Source organism: Kitasatospora phosalacinea (genome assembly GCF_000717185.1).
Classification (GTDB): Bacteria; Actinomycetota; Actinomycetes; order Streptomycetales; family Streptomycetaceae; genus Kitasatospora; species Kitasatospora phosalacinea_A.
Map to the genome: position 1 here is coordinate 19,478 of NZ_JNYE01000030.1, position 20,719 is coordinate 40,196.

General features: G+C 72.7%; 19 protein-coding genes. 9 read left to right on the forward strand and 10 right to left on the reverse strand.

Features of this window, described 5'->3' with window-relative positions; genetic code table 11:
- Positions 1–24 precede the first annotated feature (24 nt).
- The 4 genes from OO57_RS15445 to OO57_RS15460 all read right to left on the reverse strand — a co-directional run bounded on the left by OO57_RS15445 (position 25) and on the right by OO57_RS15460 (position 3,193).
- Complete coding sequence (locus tag OO57_RS15445) at positions 25–882, reverse strand: AIM24 family protein (protein ID WP_063737567.1); 858 nt, start codon at positions 880–882, stop codon at positions 25–27.
- 110 nt (positions 883–992) lie between these two features.
- A complete protein-coding gene (locus OO57_RS15450) occupies positions 993–1,643 on the reverse strand; it encodes an AIM24 family protein (protein WP_033253034.1) in 651 nt (216 codons plus the stop codon).
- Complete coding sequence (locus OO57_RS15455; RefSeq protein ID WP_033253035.1) at positions 1,643–2,281, reverse strand: AIM24 family protein; 639 nt, start codon at positions 2,279–2,281, stop codon at positions 1,643–1,645. Before OO57_RS15455 ends, OO57_RS15450 begins: the two co-directional genes overlap by 1 nt.
- Positions 2,282–2,416: 135 nt before the next feature.
- Positions 2,417–3,193: a DUF2127 domain-containing protein gene (locus OO57_RS15460; RefSeq protein ID WP_033253036.1), complete on the reverse strand. Its 777-nt coding sequence runs from the start codon at positions 3,191–3,193 to the stop codon at positions 2,417–2,419.
- A gap of 176 nt (positions 3,194–3,369) precedes the next feature.
- Here OO57_RS15460 and OO57_RS15465 point away from each other — a divergent pair, with 176 nt between their 5' ends.
- The gene (locus OO57_RS15465; protein ID WP_033253037.1) at positions 3,370–3,702 is read left to right on the forward strand and encodes a DUF3817 domain-containing protein; all 333 of its coding nucleotides are present in this window, start codon (positions 3,370–3,372) and stop codon (positions 3,700–3,702) included.
- A gap of 82 nt (positions 3,703–3,784) precedes the next feature.
- Here the strand turns inward: OO57_RS15465 and OO57_RS15470 are convergent, their stop codons facing one another.
- Complete coding sequence (locus tag OO57_RS15470) at positions 3,785–5,419, reverse strand: M4 family metallopeptidase (RefSeq protein WP_033253038.1); 1,635 nt, start codon at positions 5,417–5,419, stop codon at positions 3,785–3,787.
- Positions 5,420–5,880: 461 nt separating this feature from the next.
- Here OO57_RS15470 and OO57_RS15475 point away from each other — a divergent pair, with 461 nt between their 5' ends.
- The 3 genes from OO57_RS15475 to OO57_RS15485 all read left to right on the forward strand — a co-directional run bounded on the left by OO57_RS15475 (position 5,881) and on the right by OO57_RS15485 (position 8,717).
- Positions 5,881–6,420: a MarR family winged helix-turn-helix transcriptional regulator gene (locus OO57_RS15475; protein WP_033253039.1), complete on the forward strand. Its 540-nt coding sequence runs from the start codon at positions 5,881–5,883 to the stop codon at positions 6,418–6,420.
- 77 nt (positions 6,421–6,497) lie between these two features.
- Complete coding sequence (locus OO57_RS15480; RefSeq protein ID WP_051777671.1) at positions 6,498–6,839, forward strand: DUF3817 domain-containing protein; 342 nt, start codon at positions 6,498–6,500, stop codon at positions 6,837–6,839.
- A gap of 177 nt (positions 6,840–7,016) precedes the next feature.
- The gene (locus OO57_RS15485) at positions 7,017–8,717 is read left to right on the forward strand and encodes an acyl-CoA mutase large subunit family protein (protein ID WP_033253040.1); all 1,701 of its coding nucleotides are present in this window, start codon (positions 7,017–7,019) and stop codon (positions 8,715–8,717) included.
- A gap of 38 nt (positions 8,718–8,755) precedes the next feature.
- Here OO57_RS15485 and OO57_RS15490 read toward each other — a convergent pair whose 3' ends face one another.
- Entirely contained in the window at positions 8,756–9,499 is a 744-nt protein-coding gene (locus OO57_RS15490) for an SDR family oxidoreductase (protein ID WP_033253041.1), read from the reverse strand.
- Between the two features lie 94 nt (positions 9,500–9,593).
- Here OO57_RS15490 and OO57_RS15495 point away from each other — a divergent pair, with 94 nt between their 5' ends.
- The gene (locus OO57_RS15495) at positions 9,594–10,466 is read left to right on the forward strand and encodes a sigma-70 family RNA polymerase sigma factor (protein WP_033253042.1); all 873 of its coding nucleotides are present in this window, start codon (positions 9,594–9,596) and stop codon (positions 10,464–10,466) included.
- A gap of 10 nt (positions 10,467–10,476) precedes the next feature.
- Here OO57_RS15495 and OO57_RS15500 read toward each other — a convergent pair whose 3' ends face one another.
- Positions 10,477–11,034 (reverse strand): TetR/AcrR family transcriptional regulator, encoded by a 558-nt coding sequence (locus OO57_RS15500; protein ID WP_051777675.1) that lies wholly within the window; start codon positions 11,032–11,034, stop codon positions 10,477–10,479.
- Positions 11,035–11,570: 536 nt separating this feature from the next.
- Between OO57_RS15500 and OO57_RS15505 the strand changes: the two genes are divergently transcribed.
- From OO57_RS15505 to OO57_RS43840, 4 genes are all read left to right on the forward strand, one after another.
- Positions 11,571–12,551, forward strand: coding sequence for a tetratricopeptide repeat protein (locus OO57_RS15505; protein WP_051777673.1), 981 nt, complete (start codon positions 11,571–11,573; stop codon positions 12,549–12,551).
- Between the two features lie 578 nt (positions 12,552–13,129).
- Positions 13,130–13,777: a DUF6230 family protein gene (locus OO57_RS15510; RefSeq protein ID WP_033253044.1), complete on the forward strand. Its 648-nt coding sequence runs from the start codon at positions 13,130–13,132 to the stop codon at positions 13,775–13,777.
- Between the two features lie 148 nt (positions 13,778–13,925).
- Positions 13,926–14,474: a DUF6114 domain-containing protein gene (locus OO57_RS15515; RefSeq protein ID WP_033253045.1), complete on the forward strand. Its 549-nt coding sequence runs from the start codon at positions 13,926–13,928 to the stop codon at positions 14,472–14,474.
- Positions 14,471–15,661 carry a hypothetical protein gene (locus OO57_RS43840; RefSeq protein WP_033253046.1) on the forward strand — a complete coding sequence of 397 codons (1,191 nt, stop codon included), beginning with the start codon at positions 14,471–14,473 and terminating at the stop codon, positions 15,659–15,661. Before OO57_RS15515 ends, OO57_RS43840 begins: the two co-directional genes overlap by 4 nt.
- Positions 15,662–15,750: 89 nt before the next feature.
- On the opposite strand, the gene pyk is transcribed toward OO57_RS43840, so the two are convergent.
- The 3 genes from pyk to pta form a co-directional block, all read right to left on the reverse strand.
- Positions 15,751–17,181 (reverse strand): pyruvate kinase, encoded by a 1,431-nt coding sequence (gene pyk, locus OO57_RS15525; protein WP_033253047.1) that lies wholly within the window; start codon positions 17,179–17,181, stop codon positions 15,751–15,753.
- 112 nt (positions 17,182–17,293) lie between these two features.
- Entirely contained in the window at positions 17,294–18,499 is a 1,206-nt protein-coding gene (locus tag OO57_RS15530; protein ID WP_033253048.1) for an acetate/propionate family kinase, read from the reverse strand.
- On the reverse strand, positions 18,496–20,640 hold the full coding sequence (pta, locus tag OO57_RS15535; RefSeq protein WP_033253064.1) for a phosphate acetyltransferase: 2,145 nt from the start codon (positions 20,638–20,640) through the stop codon (positions 18,496–18,498). Before pta ends, OO57_RS15530 begins: the two co-directional genes overlap by 4 nt.
- Positions 20,641–20,719: the final 79 nt, after the last annotated feature.

Sequence of the window (20,719 nt, forward strand, 5' to 3'; positions counted from 1 at the left end):
GCTTCCTGGTCGCGCGTCCTCCGGCTACAGGCCGAAGCGGCGTCCGAGGTCGCCCAGGTTGCCCAGCCCCTGCAAGCCGCCGCCGTGCTGCTGCTGCTGGTGCGGGACGCCGGCGCCCGGGATGCCCGGCTCCGCGCCGATGACGCCGACGGAGCGGTCGGCCATCAGGGCCTCGGAGGACTGCATCAGGACCTGCCCGGCCCCGATGAACTCGAACTGGTGCTCCTCGCCGCTGGCGCCGCCGATCCCGGTCAGGTGCCGCAGGCCGCCGAGGACGCCGTGCAGGTAGCCGTGGTCGTAGTGGTGGCAGGGCGCGGGGCAGTCGGCCCAGCCGACCAGGGCCTGCGGGTCGACCCGGACCGGGGGCTCGACGAAGTGCACGGGGCCGTTGGAGGCGGCGACGAACTTGCCGGTGCCGATCAGGGTGAGGAACCCGGGGATGATGGACTGCTTGAGCTGCAGGGTGGGTTCGAAGGCCAGCAGGTTGCCCGAGCGCACCGTCAGGTTGCCGTCCTCCAGGTCGTACGAGTTGAGGTCGTAGGCCCGGTCGGCGAGCAGCAGCTTGCCGCGGCCCTCGGCGACCACCCAGTCGGAGGCGTGCAGCGGGGAGTTGAAGTTCCGCTCCAGCAGCTGGTCGAGCGCGCCGCGGCCGATCCCGGAGAAGCGCATCTCGCCGTAGTAGGCGATCATCTTGCCCTTCTGCAGGTAGTACGCGCCGTTCAGGTCGACCGAGAAGCAGTACGGGTTGACGTTGTCGTTCGCGGGCAGCGTCCCGGCGTCCCAGAGCTGGGGGCCCTCGCCGCCGGGCGGCTGGAACAGCGGGGCGCCGAACTGCCCGGCGGGGGCGGCCTGGTAGGGCGGGGCCTGCGGGGGGAGCGGCATCCCGGCCTGGGTGGCCTGGTGGGACTGCTCGTACTGCTGCTGGGAGTACCCGGGCGGGGGCTGCTGTCCGTAGGGCTGCTGGCCGTAGGGGTTCTGCGGGGGGTAGGACATCAGAGCTTCACCTCGCTGGCCTGGACGTACACCGTGCCCTGCCCGGACAGTTCGAGCTGGAACGCCTCGCCGGAGCCGCGTCCGACCATGTCGCGCCAACCGAGGGCGCTGGAGAGCTTGTTGGTGACCTCGCCGCGGTGGGCGACGTACGCCTGCGGGTCGACGTGGACGGGCTGGCCGGGGAAGATCGGCAGCTCGATGACGCCGCCGTGGGCCATCACGGCGACCGCGCCGTGGCCGGTGAGCTTGGTGGTGAACAGGCCCTGCCCGGTGACCTGGCCGCGGACCACGCCCATCAGGCCGCCCTGCTGGCCCATGAACATGGTGGACTGCTGGAGGCTGCCCTCGAAGGCGAGCAGCCGGTCGGCCTCCACGTAGAGGGTGTCGCCGACCAGGTCGACCACGTTCACGTGGTGGCCGCCGTGGCCGAACATCACGGTGCCGTGGCCCTCGACGGTCATCAGCGGGGTGTCCTCGTTGGCGACCCGGCGGCCGATCATCGACATCACGCCGCCCTGGCCGCCCATCAGGTTGGGCTGGAAGGAGACCTCGCCGGTGTAGCCGAGCATCGAGCCGCGCTGGGAGAGGATCCGCTGCCCGGGCACCACCTTGGCGGAGACCATCTTGTTGTTGATCCTGGTGAAGGCCATCAGACCTCGCCCCCCAGCGTCATCCGCTCGGAGGGCTGGACGTAGACCAGGCCCTCGCCGGTGAACTCGACCTGCATCGCCTCGCCGCCGCCCTCGCCGATCAGCGTGCTCCAGCCCGCCCCGGACTTGAGCGCCCGGTGCAGGTTGCCGGTGTGCGCGATGTACGCGCCCGGGTCGACCCGCAGCGGCAGGCCCTGGGAGACCCGGAGGATCACCGCGGGGCCGTGCGAGGTGACCGCCGCCCAGCCCTGGCCCTCGACCTTGGTGGTGAACAGGCCGTTGCCGCTGGCCATGCCGTTCAGCCCGGTGAAGGAGGTGCCGGTGCGCAGGGACGCCTCGGTGCAGAGCAGGTTGTCGGATTCGACGAACAGCGTCTCGCCGTTCAGCCGGACGAGGTTGATCTCGGTGGCCTTGTCGGCGAAGTAGCAGGTGCCCTGCCCCTTCACCTCCATGACCTCCATGCGCTCGCCGGTGAGCCGGCGGGTGACCATGCCGCGCAGGCCGTCGCCGCCACCGGAGAGCTTCTTGAAGCCCATCTGCCCGGTGTAGGCGACCATCGAGCCGTTGCGTGCCTTGACGGTGTCCCCGGCGAGATCGACGGCGAGGACCTTTGACCCCTGGAGTCGGAACTGTGCCACGTCCGGGAATCTAGCGGCCCCCTCCCCGGGCGGGGAGGGGGTTCGGGCCCGCTGGTACCCGTTCGGTACGAAACCCGTACATCGGACGCGGCGTCAGCCGGACATACCGGGCAAAAGGTCGGGCCGGGCCGGAGGTCAGGCCGGCTGCGGCAGCGCCCCCGCGGCGGCCTCCACCTCCAGCAGCGAGGCCGAGTGCCGCTCGGCCTCGAACGCGGCCCGGCCGCCGCGCAGGCCGAACAGGCGCTTGGAGAGCATGATCCAGAGCACCGCGGCGATGTTCAGCAGCAGGGTGCAGACCTTCAGGACGCTGACGTGCTCGGTGAGCTCGTAGCCCTCCAGCGGCAGGAAGGCGGCGGTGGCGACCACGGTCAGGTACTCGGCCCAGCGGTGGCCCCACCACAGGCCGAACGCCTCCACGACCTCGACCAGCGCGTACACCACCAGCGCGACCGCCACGTACACCAGGGTGGAGTGCTTGTAGTCGAAGGTCTTGCGGATGGTGTCGACGATCGGCGAGTGCTCCAGGTCCCAGTGGAAGTGCTCGGTGACCGGCTTGAGGACGGTCAGGTTCTCGTCGAAGACCCGGCGCACCGCGTCCTGGCTGTTGGAGAACTTCCACACGCCCCAGGCGACGACCACGATCAGCAGGCCGCGCAGGAACCGCTCGACGGCCAGGAAGCGCAGGATGAACAGGTCGCGCAGGGCCTTGCCGCGGGGCACCAGCGGCGCGTCCCCGGCCGGGCCGGAGTCGTGCGGCTCGCCGAGCGCGAAGTCGCCGCAGCGCAGGCAGCGCCAGGCGGTGCCGACCGCGGTGGCGGTGTGCAGCCGCTCGCGCAGCTCGGGCTCGTCCGGCGCGTAGGTGGTGTGGCCGCGCCTGGCGCAGGTGTGGCGGTCCCAGTCCCGCTTCAGCATGGTGCGTTCCCCCCGTGGGTCGGCGCGCTCCGGCGGTCGGAGCGCGCGCAGCACAGCAGGATAGGGGGTCCCCGGTCGGCGCCGGTGTCGGGTCGGTGATAATAGGCCCGGCTTGTGCATCCGTTCACAAGCCGGGCCGTTCGCGAGCCCAGCCGTCCGCCGTGCCCCCGTGAGGAATCCCCGTGAAGAGCGTCGCCGCCGTCCACCGCCTGCGCCTGGTCTCCGGCCCCGAGGGGCTGTCGTTCATCCTGCTGCTGATCTGCTCGGTGCTCAAGCGCACCACCAGCTTCAACGGCGTCCCGGTGATGGGCGCGGTGCACGGCGCGCTGTTCGTCCTCTACGTGGTGTTCCTGGTGCAGGCGCACCAGGCCCGCCGCTGGGAGCCCAAGCGCACCCTGGTGCTGTTCGTGCTCTCGGTGCTGCCCACCGGCGGCTTCTTCGCCGAGCGGATGCTGGCCAAGGAGGAGCGCGGCGAACTGGACGCCCCGGCGCCCGCCGCCACCGCCTGACCCGTCCGGAACGTGGTGCGCGGCGGCCGGGCCTCTTCGTGGGAGGCCCGGCCGCCGCGGGCTTTTCGTCAGCCGGTCGGCGTCAGTTGACGTTCACCGCGGCCCAGGTGGCCGCGACCGCGTTGTACTCGGCGGAGCCGGAGCCGTACAGGTCGGCGGCGGCGCTCAGGGTCGCGGTGCGCGCGCCCTTGTAGTTGGTGGTCGAGGTCATGTAGACGGTCAGCGCCCGGTACCAGACCTGGGCGGCCTTGGCCCGGCCGATGCCGGTCAGCGCCGCGCCGTTGTAGGTGGGCGAGTTGTAGCTGACGCCGTTGACCGTCTTGGCGCCGCTGCCCTCGGCCAGCAGGTAGAAGAAGTGGTTGGCGACGCCCGAGGAGTAGTGGACGTCCTTGCTGCCGACGGTGGAGGACCAGTAGTCGGCGGAGGCCCCGTCCTTGGACGGCTTGTCCATGTAGCGCAGCGGCGTGCCGTTGCCGTTGATGTCGATCAGCTCGCCGATCAGGTAGTCCGGGTTGTCCTTCGGCAGGTTGGCGTAGAACTCGACCATGGTGCCGAAGATGTCGGAGGTGGCCTCGTTCAGGCCGCCGGACTCGCCCGAGTAGTTCAGGCCGGCCGTGTTGGACGTCACGCCGTGGCTCATCTCGTGGCCGGAGACGTCGAGCTCGGTCAGCGGGTGGGTGTTGGAGGCGCCGTCGCCGTAGGTCATGCAGAAGCAGCTGTCGTCCCAGAACGCGTTGACGTAGTTGCGCCCGTAGTGGACCCGGCTGTACGCGCCGACGCCGTCGCCCCGGATGCCGCTGCGGCCGAAGGTGTTCTTGTAGAAGTCCCAGGTGGCGGCCGCGCCGTACTGGGCGTCGACGGCCGCGGACTCGCCGTTGGAGGCCAGGCCGTTGCCCCAGGTGTTGGTGGACTTCGAGTAGAGGGTGCCCTTGCCCGAGGTCTTGTTGGCCAGCGTGGTGGTGTACTGGTTGCCGCGGGTGGCGTCCTTCAACTGGTACGCGGTGCCGGTGTAGTTGGTGGTCAGCGTCACGCTGCCGACGAACACGCCGTTGCCGGAGCCGGTCGCGTTCGAGGTCTGCACCTGCTCGTGGACGGAGAGCACCGCGCCGCTGTCGGCGTCGGTGACCAGCAGCTGCCGGCTCGGGGTGCCGTCCGCCCGGACGCCCTCCACGGTGGTGCGGTACGCCAGCCGCGGGGCGCCGTCGGCGGCCCAGATCACCAGCTGGGCGCTGCCGCTGCTGCCGGAGACCGAGGTGAGGGCGGCCTCGTCGGCGTCCTTCGCGACGCCGACGGTGGCCTGCACCGCGCCGGTCGCCTTCGCGGCGGCCTGGCCGGCCGTCAGCTTCGGGCTCAGCGAGGCGGGGGCCAGGCTGCCGGACACGGCCTTGTCGGTGGACTTCACCTTGCCGTTGGCGGCCTGGTGCACGACCAGGTCGCCGCCGAGCACCGGCAGTCCGCCGTAGGTGCGCTCGTAGCGGAAGTGGCGGGTGCCGTCGGCGTCGACGACGGCGTCCTTGACGACCAGCTTCTCCTGGGCGCCCAGGCCCAGCGCCTTGGCGGCGGCGGGCGCCTGGGCGGCGGCCAGGGCGAGCTGGTCGGCCCGGCCGAGGGAGGCCGGGTTGGGTGCGGCGTACGCCATGCCGGCGCTCACCTGGATCGCACCGGCCAGCAGGGCCGAGGCAGAGAGAACGGCTCCGACAGCGAGCTTTCGCTTCACGTACGGGTTCCTTCCGGATCAACCGCGTGTGCGCGGTCGCACCTCGCTCCGGGGCACCGGGGTCAGTGCCTGCTGGGGCGGAACGGGTGCTGACGTGCAGCTCCGTGCGGTCAGGGGACAGCTGCCGGTGGGGTGGGCCGGCAGTGTCGAACGGGGCTGGCCAGAAGCATGACGAGGCGGCGGCGGCCGGGAGAAGCGGTCCGGCAACTATTGGCAAACTCTCGCCAGCGGGACGGCAACGGGGGGTCCGGGAAATCGGAGGTTTCGCTGCGAACCATGCCGTGCGGGCTGCGCAGAGGCCCAACTCCGGTGCAATCACTGAATATTGCCGGAATATGCACGGTAAAGAGCCGCCGTCGGGCCGTTCTCGTCTGTTTGGCGTGATCCCGCCAAGCGGGCGGCTTGTCCACCATCGTGGACACCTGCTACCCCCGCCGACGCCCGCGGGTACGGTAAGGGGCGTGCCCAAGCCCCTCGCCCTCGACTTCGACCCGATCGCCCGCGCCGACCAGCTCTGGACCCGCCGCTGGGGCAAGGTGCCGTCCATGGCGGCGATCACCTCGGTGATGCGCGCCCACCAGATCCTGCTGGCCCGGGTCGACGCGGTGGTCAAGCCCTACGGCCTCACCTTCGCCCGCTACGAGGCCCTGGTGCTGCTCACCTTCAGCCGCTCCGGCGAACTCCCGCTCTCCAAGATCGGCGAGCGCCTGATGGTCCACCCCACCAGCGTCACCAACACCGTCGACCGCCTGGAGCGCTCCGGCCTGGTCACCCGCCGCCCCAACCCGCTCGACGGCCGCGGCGTCCTCGCCGCCATCACCGACCGCGGCCGCCGGGTCGTCGAGGAGGCCACCCGCGAACTCGTCGCCGTCGAGTTCGGCCTGGACGGCTACGACGCCGACGCCTGCGCCGAGGTGTTCGACCTGCTCCGCCCGCTGCGGATCGCCGCCGGCGACTTCACGGCCCCCGCCGAGGAGGGCCCCGACCGGGGCGACGCGTAGGGGCGGTTACCCTCGTACGAGCGGTGCGCCCGAGGTGGGCGCGACCCACGGACGGGCCGATCGAGGCGAGGTAAGAGATGAAGGCGACCCCCCTGCTGGGCTGGTACCGGGGCCTGGCGATCGCGACGGGTGTCGCGCTCCTGGTGTTCTGCGGGTTCATCGTCGCCAAGTACGGCTTCGACGCGGGCGCCGACGCCACCACGTACGTCGCGATGGTGCACGGCTACCTCTACATCGGCTACTTCGTGGTGACCTTCCTGCTGGGCCAGAAGCTCAAGTGGCCGCTCGGCCGGATGGTGGCCTTCCTGGCCGCCGGCTGCATCCCGTTCGCCTCCTTCGTCGCGGAGCGCAAGGCGGTCGCCGAGGCCCGGACCAAGCTGGTCCCCGCCCAGGCCGCCCGCGAGACCGCCGGCGTCTGACCCGCCCCTCCGCACGCCCCTCCCCCGGCCCGCCGGGGGAGGGGCGTGCGGCGTTTTCCGGCCCGTCCGGCCGACGGCCGTCGACAGGTAGTAGGACGTCCGAGTAAATTGCTAGGACATCCAAGTAGTTCTGCCGCCCCCACCGGGAGCGGCCGCACGGAGCGGGAGTCGGAGCCGATGGACGCCGAGCAGATCGAGGCCGGGCGGCAGCGCTGGCAGCAGCGGTACGACCGGGCGCGCAAGCGCGACGCGGACTTCACCACGCTGAGCGGGGAGGAGGTCGAGCCGGTCTACGGGCCGCCGCCCGGGCAGGACGTCGCGGGCTTCGAGCGGATCGGCTGGCCCGGCGAGTACCCCTACACCCGCGGCCTGCACCCCACCGGCTACCGCGGCCGGGCCTGGACCATCCGCCAGTTCGCGGGCTTCGGCAACGCCGAGCAGACCAACGAGCGCTACCGGATGATCCTGGAGGCGGGCGGCGGCGGCCTCTCGGTCGCCTTCGACATGCCGACCCTGATGGGCTACGACTCCGACGACGCCCGCTCGCTCGGCGAGGTCGGCCACTGCGGCGTCGCCATCGACTCCGCCGCTGACATGGAGGTGCTGTTCCGCGGCATCCCGCTCGGCGAGGTCACCACCTCGATGACGATCAGCGGCCCGGCCGTCCCGGTCTTCTGCATGTACCTGGTGGCCGCCGAGCGGCAGGGCGTCGACCCGGCCGTCCTCAACGGCACCCTGCAGACCGACATCTTCAAGGAGTACATCGCGCAGAAGGAGTGGCTCTTCGCCCCCGAGCCCCACCTGCGCCTGATCGGCGACCTGATGGAGCACTGCGCCGCGGGCATCCCCGCCTACAAGCCGCTCTCGGTCTCCGGCTACCACATCCGCGAGGCCGGGGCCACGGCCGCCCAGGAGCTCGCCTACACGCTCGCCGACGGCCTCGCCTACGTCGAGCTCGGCCTCTCCCGCGGCCTGGACGTCGACGTGTTCGCCCCCGGCCTGTCCTTCTTCTTCGACGCCCACCTCGACTTCTTCGAGGAGATCGCCAAGTTCCGCGCCGCCCGCCGGATCTGGGCCCGCTGGATGCGCGACCACTTCGGCGCCAAGACCGAGAAGGCGCAGTGGCTGCGCTTCCACACCCAGACCGCGGGCGTCTCGCTGACCGCCCAGCAGCCGTACAACAACGTGGTCCGCACCGCGGTGGAGGCGCTCTCCGCCGTCCTCGGCGGCACCAACTCGCTGCACACCAACGCCCTCGACGAGACGCTGGCCCTCCCCAGCGAGCAGGCCGCCGAGATCGCGCTGCGCACCCAGCAGGTGATCATGGAGGAGACCGGCGTCACCAACGTCGCCGACCCGCTCGGCGGCTCCTGGTACGTGGAGGCGCTCACCGACCGGATCGAGGCCCAGGCCGAGGCGATCTTCCAGCAGATCCTGGACAAGGGCAGCCGCGGCAAGGGCGGCGCCGAGCACCCGATCGGCCCGATGACCTCCGGCATCCTGCGCGGCATCGAGGAGGGCTGGTTCACCGGCGAGATCGCCGAGGCCGCCTTCCGCTACCAGCAGGGCGTCGAGAAGGGCGACAAGCGGGTGGTCGGCGTCAACTGCCACCCCCGCAGCGTCACCCCCGAACTGGAGATCCTCCGGGTCAGCCACGAGGTCGAACGCGAGCAGGTCCGCGCCCTGGGCGAGCGCAGGGCGCGGCGCGACGAGGCCGCCGTCCGGGCCGGCCTGGACGAGATGCTCGCGGCGGCCCGCTCCGGCGCCAACATGATCGAGCCGATGCTCCGGGCCGTCCGCGCCGAGGCCACCCTCGGCGAGATCTGCCACGCCCTGCGCGACGAGTGGGGCACCTACCGGGAGAACGCCAGCTTCTAGGACGCGACCGGGCCCGGCCCCGGCCCGGGCCCGCCCGCTCACCGCCCGGCGAGGAAGTCCTCCCACGTCCGGGTGCCGCGCACCGCGTCCGCCCCGGCGAGGTTCTCGCCGTTGCGGTAGGCGCGCCCGACCTTGCCCGCCAGGGGGACGGGGAGGGTCGGGCGGCGGCGCTTCAGGGTGCTGCGGACGAGGTCCGCGAAGGCGTAGTCGCGGGGGCCCGCCAGGTCGGGGACGAGGCCGGCCGGGGCGGCCAGGGTGAGGGCGACCAGGCGGTCGGCGACGTCCCGGGCGTCGACGGGCTCGAAGCGCAGGCCGCCCGGGGCCGGCAGGACGGGCAGCTTGCCGACCTTGCCCGCCACGTCGCGGACCAGGTCGTGGAACTGGGCGGCGCGCAGCACCGTCCAGGGGACGCCGCTGTCGGCGACCGCCAGTTCCGCGTCCCGCTTGGCGCGGAACCAGCCGAGCGGCATGGTCGCGGCGCCGATCACCGAGACCATGACGACGTGCCGGACGCCGCCCGCCCGGGCCATCGCCGCGGCGAGGTGCCGGGCGGCGGTGTCGTCGCCCTTCGCGCCGCCCGCCAGGTGCAGCACGGTGTCGACGCCCTCCAGGGCCCCGTCCAGGCCGGTCCCGGCGACCAGGTCGCCGACCCGGTACGCGACGTCGGCGGTGTCGGGGCGGGCCCGGCGGGTCAGCACGCGGACCTCGCGGCCCGGGCCGACCAGGCGGGGCAGGACGTGGCGGCCGAGGGTCCCGGTGCCACCGGTGACGAGGATCTTCATGGCGTCCGCTCCGTTCCGGCTGCCGGAACGGTCGTCCGGCCTGCCACAGTTGGTGTCTGCTGTGTTGACCCCGACGGGGAAAGGGATGTGACAGATGGGTGGGGGAACCCTTCTCGCCGAGCGGTTCGAGGCGCACCGGCCGCGGCTGCGGGCGGTGGCGTACCGGATGCTGGGCTCGCTGGGCGAGGCCGAGGACGTCGTGCAGGAGACCTGGCTGCGGCTGGACCGGCACGCCGAGGAGGTGGACAACCTGGGCGGCTGGCTGACCACGGTCGCCTCCCGGGTGTGCCTGAACGAGCTGCGCAGCCGGGAGCGGCGGCGCGAGGACGAGCTGGACACCCAGGTGCCGGACCCGGTGCTGGCGGCGCCGGAGCGGGACGACCCGGAGGCGTTGGCGCTGCTGGGCGACCGGGTCGGCCTGGCGCTGCAGGTGGTGCTGGGCACGCTGGGCCCGGCGGAGCGGCTGGCGTTCGTGCTGCACGACCTGTTCGCCGTCCCGTTCGAGGACATCGCGCCGCTGCTGGACAGGACCCCGGCGGCGGTGCGGCAGGCGGCGAGCCGGGCCCGCAAGCGGGTCAAGGAGCGGGCCCCCGAGCCGGACCGGGACCCGGCGGCGCAGCGGGCCGCGGTGGAGGCGTTCCTGGCGGCCTCCCGGGAGGGCGACTTCGCGGGCCTGGTGGCGGTGCTGGCCCCGGACGCGGTGCTGCGGGCGGACGGCGGCGCGGCGATGGCCGCGCTCAGCAAGGTGATCCGCGGCGGCAGCGCGATCGCGTCCTCGGCGCAGCAGGCCCGCAGGCTGGCGCCGTTCGCGCGCCTGGTGCTGGTGAACGGCGCCTACGGGGTGCTGACGGTGATCGACGGCGAGCCGGTGTCGGTGATGGCGTTCACCGTGGTGGACGGCCGGGTCGCGCAGATCGACGTGCTGCTCGACCCGGGCCGGCTGGCGGCGCTCGCGCTGCCGAGCTGACCGGGAGGGCTCAGCGCAGCAGGCCGGGGAAGGGCCCCAGCAGCAGGGTGGTGAAGCGGCGGATCCAGTCCGCGGTGACGGGTTCGCCGCTCACCAGCAGCCGGTGCTCGACGGTGCCCGCGATGGTGTCGAAGATGATGCCGATCTCCTCGGCGGCGGCGGCCGGGTCGCGGTCGGGGTCCATCTCGCCGCGGGCCTGGGCGTTGGCCCGGCCGAGTTCGACCAGCACCTTCTGCGGCTGGACGATCCGCTCGCGGATGCGCAGGCGCAGCTGCGGGTCCCGGGAGCCCTCGGCGAACAGGGCGAGCAGGGCGGCCTGGGTCTCGGGGAGGGTGAGCAGTTCGGCGAAGCGGGCGACCACGGCCTCGATGTCGGCCTGCAGGCTGCCGCGGTCGGTGCACTCCAGCTGGTCGAAGAGGCTGGCGATGGCGTCGACGACGAGTTCGCTCTTGGAGGGCCAGCGCCGGTAGAGGGTGGTCTTGGCGACCCCGGCCCGCTGGGCGACGTCGCCCATGGTGAGGCCGCCCCAGCCGAGTTCGGCCAGGGCCTCGCGGGTGGCGTCCAGGATGGCCTGGTCGGCGGTGGCGCTGCGGGGGCGGCCCTTGCCGCGGACGAGCGGGGCCCCGGCGGCGGGGGCCCCGGCCGCGGGGGCTGCGGTGCCCGCGGCTGCGGTGCCCGCCGCCGGGGTGTCCGCGGCCGCGACGGGCGGGGCCCCGTCGTCCGGCGGGTGCGGCTGCTCGGCGGGCTGCCGGGTGGTGGGGGCCACCGCGCCTCCAGGTTGTTTACTCAGAAGTAACTTGCTGGTCCCACGGTAGCGACCGACCGCCCCGACCGGCACCCGCCCCGCACCGGAAAGTGGGACAGCTCACCCTCCGGGAGGGGGCGGGGGGCTTGCGGGGGGAGCCCGGGAGGCAGATACGCTACGACCAGTAGCGAAAGAGCGACGACCGATCGCGCCCCGCCCTCTGGGATCGGGCGGGCGTGCGGCGCGGGTGGGGACCCGCGTCGAACGGTTCGGGCCCCGCCGGGGAGGCGGGAGGTCCGCTCCGGTGTTTTCCGGCCGGATGGCGTCCGGCACCGGCTCCGACGGGGGAGGATAGAGCCATGCAGTCACGGAATTCGCGTCTCAACAGCTCCGCCCTGCGCGGTGCGGTGGACCTGGCCGCGGTCAAGGCGGCCGGCGAGGCCGCCCAGAAGGCCGAGCAGACCCGGGCCGAGCGGGCCCGGCAGGCGGCGGCGGGCGAGGGCCCGGCGCTCGCGGAGTACCCCCTGGTGCTGGACGTCACCGAGGAGACCTTCGAGGTCGAGGTGGTCCAGCGCTCGGCCGAGGTCCCGGTGGTGGTGGACTTCTGGGCCGAGTGGTGCGGCCCGTGCAAGCAGCTCAGCCCGGTGCTGGAGCGGCTCGCCGAGGAGTACGCGGGCCGGATCGTGCTCGCCAAGATCGACGTGGACGCCAACCAGCTGATCGCCCAGCAGTTCGGCATCCAGGGCATCCCGGCCGTGATGGCGGTGGTGGCGGGCCAGCTGGTGCCGCTGTTCCAGGGAGCCGAGAACGAGGCCAACGTCCGCAAGATCCTGGACCAGCTGATCTCGGTGGCCGAGCAGCGCTTCGGCATCGTCGGCGGTGCGGCGGGCGGCGGCGAGGGCGCGGCGGCCGAGCCGCGGGTGCCGGCCGACCCGGCGCTGGAGGCGGCGCACGACGCGCTGGACCGGGGCGACCTGGCCGGTGCGGTGCAGGCCTACCAGAACGTGCTGAGCGACCGTCCGGGCCACGTCGAGGCCAAGCTCGGCCTGGCGCAGGCCCAGCTGCTGCAGCGGGTGGAGCAGCTCGACCCGCAGCAGGTGCGCACCGAGGCGGCGGCCGACCCGAAGGACGTGGCGGCCCAGCTGCGGGCGGCCGACCTGGACCTGGTCGGCGGCCACGTGGAGGACGCCTTCGGACGCCTGGTCGACACCGTCGCGCGGACGTTCGGCGAGGACCGGGACGCGGCGCGGCTGCGGCTGCTGGAGCTGTTCGAGGTGATCGGCCCGGAGGACCCGCGCACCGTGGCGGCCCGTCAGGCGCTGGCCCGGGTGCTGTTCTGACGCCCCGTCCCGGCGGCACCCGATGACACCGGCGGCACCTCGGATGACCTGCGGTGTCGGCGGCGATTTGACGACTTTCGGGTGCCTTCGGGGCGCGTTTACCAAATCTTGATAACACCCCTCCGTCGTCACGGCATGTGACGGCGGAGGGGTGTTTCGTCGGTGTTTCCACGGGTCGGGATCGACCGGACATGCGGTTTTGGTCACGCTCCGTCGTTGCGCCTTCGATTCCATGATCGACCCCGCGCACTGTTGGATTACCCGTCAGTAACGGACCTCTTGTGTTCGGCCCTGGATTGGACAACGATCGGCGACGCCCGGTCCCTCGGCGACGAGGGGTCCCCACCGGGTGAGGGCAGGGGGGTAACCGCAGATCCCACGCGGCGGTTCCTGGCCTCACGACGGCCGCGCAGCCCGCGCGGTCGCACGGTTGTCGCTCGGGGGTGATCGCCGCTGCCGTCCCCACGGCCGCAGGCGCTCTCCGCTACCGAGGACGTAGCTCTCTCCCATCCCGGGCCTGACCACGTGCGGGACGCACCGGAACGGCCGGAGATGTACGTCCTAGAAGGAGGACACGCATGTCCCAGTCCTACGGCAAGACCCGCTGGAAGCGCTTCGCCCTGGTGATGGTGCCCAGCGTCGCGGCCACCGCCGCGATCGGCGTCTCGCTGGCCAACTCCGCGCTGGCGGCCTCGTTCTCGGTCTCCGGCCAGCAGTTCAAGGTCACCGTCGACGATCTGCAGGGCAACAACTTCTCGCAGTTCGGCGGCGTCGACGTCGAGGCGAACGGCAACCCGCACCCGGTGGCCATCTCCGCCTTCGACAGCGCCACGCTGAAGAACCTGTGCCAGTCGGTCGTCACCGACCTCGGCCCGCTCGGCAAGTGGACCCTGGTCCTCAAGGCCGGCAACAGCGAGGACCCGAAGAAGCAGGTCAAGGCCGAGCAGCTGCTGATCGACCTCAACCAGCTGAACGCGGACGCCGAGTTCAAGAACATCAACATCGGCCAGGACGCCAGCACCCTCAAGGGCAGCGCGATCGACAAGCTCAAGAACGACGGCGGCAAGGTGCCGACCGGCGCGCAGGGCTTCGCGCAGTCCGCCCAGACCGCGCACCTGACCGGTGTCCAGCAGACCGCCTGGGCCACCTCGGCGGGCACCTTCACGCTCAACGGCCTGAAGCTGAACATCAACCAGGGCTCCGGCGCCGGCGTCGAGTGCTACTAGTCCGCACCCGAGGGCCCCGCTGAGGGCCCGACGGCAGGACAGCCACGGGGGTGGGGGACGGCCGCGCGCCGTCCCCCGCCCACCGCACCCCGGGCGCGCCCGGGGCCGTCCGCATTCCCCCTCGGACCCACCATCGAGGAGTCGCACCATGTCCAGCGCAACCGTCGAGGCCTGGCCCGAGGGCCCGGCCGGTCTGGTCGGCCGCACCCGGCGCGGCTTCCGCACGTGGCGGCGCACCCGGCCGTTCTGGGGCGGGCTGCTCGCGATGCTCGCGGGCGTGCCGATCCTGTACTTCCCGTACGCCCACCTGAGCCTGGGCGGCCTCACGGTGGCGATGTCCACCACCGCCGGGGCGGGTTCGCTGATCATCGGGCTGATGCTGATGGTGCTGGGCCTGACCGCCTGGTTCCAGCCCATGGTGCGGATCTTCTGCGGCGTGGCGACCACCATCCTGGCCCTGATCTCCATCCCGGTCTCCAACCTCGGCGGCTTCGGCCTGGGCCTGTTCCCGGGCCTGGTCGCCGGTGGCCTGCTGGTGTCCTGGGCGCCCCTGCAGGCGCGGCCCGAGGCGGCCGAGCAGGCCGCCGCGGCGCCGGGGGAGGCGCCCGCCGCCGCGCTGCCCGCGCAGGCCGCCGCCGAGCAGCCGCTGGAGTACGGCGCCGCCCCGCGGCCCGCCGCCGAGGGGGAGCAGCAGTGACCGGCCCCGAGCAGCCGAACCTCCCCGGCCCGCGGCACGCGGTGCCCCGGGAGGGCGTCCGGGCCCGCCTGCGCGGACGGGCGCTGGCGATCGCCGCCGTGCCGACCGTGCTGCTGATGGGCGCGGCCTACGCGCCGACGCTGGCCGCGGCTGCCGACCCGCAGGCCGGCACCTGCGCCCCGGACACGGTGCTGGAGGAGACGCCCGTCCCGAAGAGCGAGATCAAGGTGCAGCCGGACTCCTCGGCGACCCGGGCCGCGGCCGCCGGGCGGCCCCCCGCGGGCAGCGCCGCCGCGGTGCCCGCGACCCTCACCGGCTCCGGCTCCGGCACCGTGCAGTCCGCCGTCTACACCGTGCCTAAGGCGGGCGCGGCGACCGGCGGGGTGCAGCAGGCCGGGGCGATCGACGACTGGTGGAACAACCTGGTCCACCCCAGCGCCTCGCCGTCCCCGGCGCCGAGCGCGGCACCCACCACCGCCGCCCCGAGCACCCCCGCGGCCACCCCGGCCCCGTCCGCGCCCGCCGCGTCCGCCGCCGCGCCCGCCGCGACGCCCTCCGCCGCGGCCCCGGCGAGCACCCCCGCCCCGAAGGGCAGCGGCACCCCCAGGAGCACGCCGTCCCCCTCGGCCCCGGCCTCGGAGGACCCGAACTGCCTGGTCAGCACCGAGGGCCTGGCCGCGAAGGCGGCCCCGGCGGGCCACGTGGTGCCGGACCAGAACTGGGTGCTGCACTCGACCCGGCTGGCGCTGCACGGCTCGGTGTTCAACGGCGTCTACGACGTCACCACGGAGAGCGGCACCAAGCGGGTGCTGAAGTTCACCACCGACAGCGTCGACATCGAGAACCTGGACATGTCGACCATCCAGGTCCCCGGCCTGACCTTCCACGTGAAGAGCCGCCAGGGCTCGACCTCGACCATGCGCAACGGCCCGGTCACCATGTACGTGGAGAGCCTGTCGGGCAACCTGGCGGCGGTCTACGGCCTGCCCGTCCCGATCGACCTGGGCACCATCACGCTCACCCCGGACACCCTGCCGAAGTGGCTATGGGACCTGCTGGGCGCGGTGCCGATCCCGCTGGACCTCACCCTGACCAACGCCAAGGCGGTGCAGGCGGGCCAGTTCGGCGGCGACCTGACCATCCCCGGCATGCGGCTGTTCAACGACGAGGAGCCGTACGACGGCTGACCGCCGCCGCGGAACGCCGCAGGGGCGGGACCCGGTCCTCGGGTCCCGCCCCTGCGGCGTTCGGGCGTTCAAGCGGTGCTGCGGGGTGCTCAGCCGTCCGAGCGGGCGCCCAGGTGGTGGACCTGCACCATGTTGGTGGTGCCCGGGATGCCGACCGGCACGCCGGCCGTGACGATCACGGTGTCGCCCTCGGCGAGGCGGTTCATCTTGAGCAGCTCGCGGTCGACCTGCTCGACCATCTCGTCGGTGGTGGCCACCTGCTCCGAGACGTACGCCTCGACGCCCCAGCTCAGCGAGAGCTGGTTGCGGGTGGCGACGTCCGGGGTGAAGGCGATCACCGGGATCGGCGAGCGGTAGCGGGACAGGCGGCGGGCGGTGTCGCCGGACTTGGTGAACGCGACCAGCGCCTTGCCGTCGAGGAAGTCGCCCAGCTCGCACGCGGCACGGGCGACCGAGCCGCCCTGGGTGCGCGGCTTGCGGCCCGGGTTGAGCGGCTGGAGGCCCTGCGAGAGCAGCTCCTCCTCGGCCTTCTCGGCGATCCTGCTCATGGTCTTGACGGTCTCGACCGGGTACTTGCCGACGCTCGACTCGGCGGACAGCATGACCGCGTCCGTGCCGTCCAGGATGGCGTTGGCGACGTCGGAGACCTCGGCGCGGGTGGGGCGCGAGGCGTGGATCATCGACTCCATCATCTGGGTGGCGACGATGACCGGCTTGGCGTTGCGGCGGGCCAGGGTGACCAGCTGCTTCTGGACCAGCGGCACCTTCTCCAGCGGGTACTCGACGGCGAGGTCGCCGCGGGCCACCATGATCGCGTCGAAGGCGAGGACGATCTCCTCCATCGCCTCGACGGCCTGCGGCTTCTCGATCTTGGCGATGACCGGCACGCGAATGCCGACCTCGTCCATGACCTTGTGCACGTCGTCGATGTCCGCGGCGTTGCGGACGAAGGACAGCGCGACCATGTCGACGCCCAGCTGCAGGGCGAAGCGCAGGTCGTCCTTGTCCTTCTCGGAGAGCGCGGGGACGTTGACCGCCGCGCCGGGCAGGTTGATGCCCTTGTTGTTGGAGAGGACGCCGCCCTCGACCACGACGGTTTTCACCCGCGGGCCGTCGACGCTGACGACCTCCAGGGCGATGACGCCGTCGTTGATCAGGATCGGGTCGCCGGGCCGCACGTCGCCGGGCAGGCCCTTGTAGGTGGTGCCGCAGATGTGCTGGTCACCGGGGACGTCCTCGGTGGTGATGGTGAACGTGTCGCCGTTGTCAACGGTCACCGGGCCGTTGGCGAAGGTCGCCAGACGGATCTTGGGGCCCTGCAGGTCGGCCAGCACACCGATGGTGCGGCCGGTGTCCTCCGAGACCTGGCGGACGCGGCGGTACCGGTCCTCGTGCTCGGCGTGGGAGCCGTGGCTCATGTTGAGGCGGGCGACGTTCATGCCCGCTTCGACGATGGCCTTCAGCTGTTCGTAGGAGTCCGTCGCGGGACCCAGGGTGCAGACAATTTTCGCTCGGCGCATATCCGTCAGTCTATCCGTTCGTGTTATCGGTGCATTCAGCTCGAATCGTCAGATATCGCCAACGAACATTCCGAGGGGTGGGATACTGACGGGTAGTCATCCCGCGCGAGACCTACACCGCGTGGACCAGCGCGAACGCCTGCCGGGCGATCTCCAGCTCCTCGTCGGTCGGGACCACCGCGACGGCGACCCGCGAGTAGGACGGCGAAACCGTCCGGGCGTCCCGCGAACGCGCCGCGTTCAGCTCCGGATCGACCGAAATGCCCAGCTCCTCCAGGTTGGCACAGACCGCGGCCCGCACCTCGGCGGAGTTCTCCCCGGCCCCCGCGGTGAACGCCACCGCGTCCACCCGGCCGAGCACCGCGTAGTACCCGCCCAGGTAGCGCCGGATCCGGTGCACGTACGAGTCGAAGGCCAGCTTGGCGTCCTCCTCGCCCTCCTGGGCCCGGCGCACCACCTCGCGCATGTCGTTGTCCCCGCACAGGCCCAGCAGGCCGCTGCGCCGGTTCAGCAGGTCGTCGATCTCGTCGATGCCCATCCCGCCGACCCGGTGCAGGTGGAACACCAGGCCCGGGTCCACGTCGCCCGAACGGGTGCCCATCACCAGGCCCTCCAGCGGGGTCAGGCCCATCGAGGTCTCCACGCACACCCCGCCCGCCACCGCGGAGGCCGAGGCGCCGTTGCCCAGGTGCAGCACGATCACGTTCAGCTCCGCCGGGTCCCGGCCGAGCAGCCGGGCGGTGGCCCGCGAGACGTACTGGTGCGAGGTGCCGTGGAAGCCGTAGCGGCGCACCCGGTGCTCGTCGGCGGTCTTCCGGTCGATCGCGTAGCGCGCCGCGTGCTCGGGCAGCGTGGCGTGGAACGCGGTGTCGAACACCGCGACCTGCGGCAGGTCCGGGCGCAGCCTCCGGGCCACCTCGATGCCGGTGATGTTCGCCGGGTTGTGCAGCGGCGCGACCGGGATCAGCCGGCGGATCTCGGCCAGCACCGCGTCGGTGACCAGCGTCGGCCGGGTGAAGCGCAGCCCGCCGTGCACCACCCGGTGGCCGACCGCCACCAGCTCCGGCGAGTCCAGGCCCATCAGGTCCGCCGCCAGCTCCCCGGCGACCGCCTCCAGCGCCACGTCGTGCCCGCCGAAGCGCCGCACCGTCTCGCGCGGCTCCCCGGTCAGCGGCAGGTGCAGCAGCCGCCCGCTCGCCTCGCCGATCCGCTCCACCAGGCCGGACGCCAGCTTCGCGCCGTCCAGCATGTCGATCAACTGGTACTTCACCGAGGACGACCCGGCGTTCAGCACCAGGACACGGGTACCGGTGGTCACAGCGCGCCTCCTGCGGCGGGGGTCTCGGTCTCGGCGGCGGTCTGGGACTGGATCGCGGTGATCGCCACGGTGTTCACGATGTCCTCCACCAGGGCGCCCCGGGACAGGTCGTTCACCGGCTTGTTCAGGCCCTGCAGCACCGGCCCGACCGCGATCGCCCCGGCCGAGCGCTGCACCGCCTTGTACGTGTTGTTGCCGGTGTTCAAGTCCGGGAAGACCAGCACGGTGGCCCGCCCGGCCACCTCCGAACCCGGCAGCTTGGTCGCCGCGACGTGCGCGTCCACCGCCGCGTCGTACTGGATCGGGCCCTCCACCAGCAGGTCCGGGCGCAGCTCGCGGACCAGCTCGGTCGCCTTGCGGACCTTGTCCACGTCCGCGCCCGAGCCCGAGGTGCCGGTCGAGTACGACAGCATCGCCACCCGCGGCTCCACCCCGAACTGGGCCGCGGTCTCCGCCGACTGGACCGCGATGTCGGCCAGCTGCTGGGCGTCCGGGTCCGGGTTGACCGCGCAGTCGCCGTACACCAGCACCTTGTCGGCCAGGCACATGAAGAACACCGAGGAGACGATCGCCGCCCCCGGCGAGGTCTTGATCACCTCGAAGGCCGGGCGGATCGTCGCCGCCGTCGAGTGCACCGCGCCCGAGACCATGCCGTCCGCGATGCCCTCCTGCACCATCAGGGTGCCGAAGTACGAGACGTCGGTGACCACGTCCAGCGCCCGCTCCACCGTCATGCCCTTGTGCGCCCTGGCCTTCGCGTACAGCTCGGCGAACTGCTGGCGCAGCGGGCTGGCCGCCGGGTCGACGATCCGCACCTGCGCGCCCGCGTCGCCGGGCTGCGGGAACTCGATGCCCAGCGCGGCGGCCTTGCGGTGCACCGCGTCCGGGTCGCCCAGCAGGGTCAGGTCGCAGATGTTGCGGCGCAGCAGCACCTCGGCGGCGCGCAGCACCCGGTCCTCGGCGCCCTCCGGCAGGACGATGTGGCGGCGGTCCGCGCGGGCCCGCTCCAGCAGCGCGTGCTCGAACATCATCGGGGTGACCCGCTCGGACCGGCTCAGCTCGATCCGGCTGGTCAACTCGGCGGTGTCCACGTGCAGTTCGAACAGGCCGAGGGCGATCTCGGCCTTCCGCGGACTGTTCGGGCCGATCCGGCCCTCCAGGTGGGTGAGCGCCGCCGCGGTCAGCCAGGAGCCCTCCGTCACCTCCGCCACCGGCGTCCCCGGGGCCAGCCGGGAGGCCAGCGCCATCACGTTCGGGCCCGGGTGCTGACCGAGCGTCAGCAGCACGCCCGCGATCGGCGGGGAGCCCGCCGCGTGCGCCGCCAGCGCCCCGATCACCAGGTCCGCCCGGTCGCCCGGGGTCACCACCAGCGCGCCCTCGGTCAGCGCGTTCAGGAAGGTCGGCAGCATCGCCCCGCCGAACACGAAGCTCCGCACGTCCCGGGAGAGCCCCGCCGCGTCGCCCAGCAGCACCGTCGCCCCGGTCGCCTCCACCAGCTGCGCCACCGTCGGCGCGGCCAGCGCGGGCTCCTCCGGGATCACGTACACCGGCACCGGCAGCTTCTCGGTCAGCGCCCGCTGCACCTGCTGCTTCGCCCCCGGCCGCACCCGGTTGGCCACCATCGCCAGGATCGAGCACCCCAGGTCCCGGTACGCCCGGTGCGCGTTGCGGACCTCCGCGACCACCGCCTGCGGGTCCTCGTGCCGCCCGCCGACCACCGGCAGCACGCCCGCCCCGAACTCGTTCGCCAGCCGGGCGTTGAACGCCAGCTCGTCCGGGATGTTGGTCTCCGAGAAGTCGGTGCCCAGCACCAGCACCGCCTGGCAGCGCCGCTCCAGCTGGTGGAACCGGTCCACCAGCGCCGAGACCAGCTCGTCCTGCCCGTGGGCCGCCTGCAGCGCCGCCGCCTCGTCGTACGTCAGCCCGTACAGCTCCGACACCGGCAGGTCCAGCCGGTACCTGCTGCGCAGCAGCTCCACCACGTGGTCACTGCCCGCCTCGCCCCCCTCCGGCGCGTGCACCAGCGGCCGGAACACGCCCACCCGGTCCACCTGACGGGTGAGCAGTTCCATGACCCCGAGCTCCACGGCCTGCCGGCCGTCCCCCCGGTCGATCCCGGTCACGTACACGCTGCGCGCCACGGTGGAGTTCTCCGTCCGGTCGTCCCAGGGCATCGGTCACACCGACCATACCTTCGGACAACACGGGGAACTCGCTGCG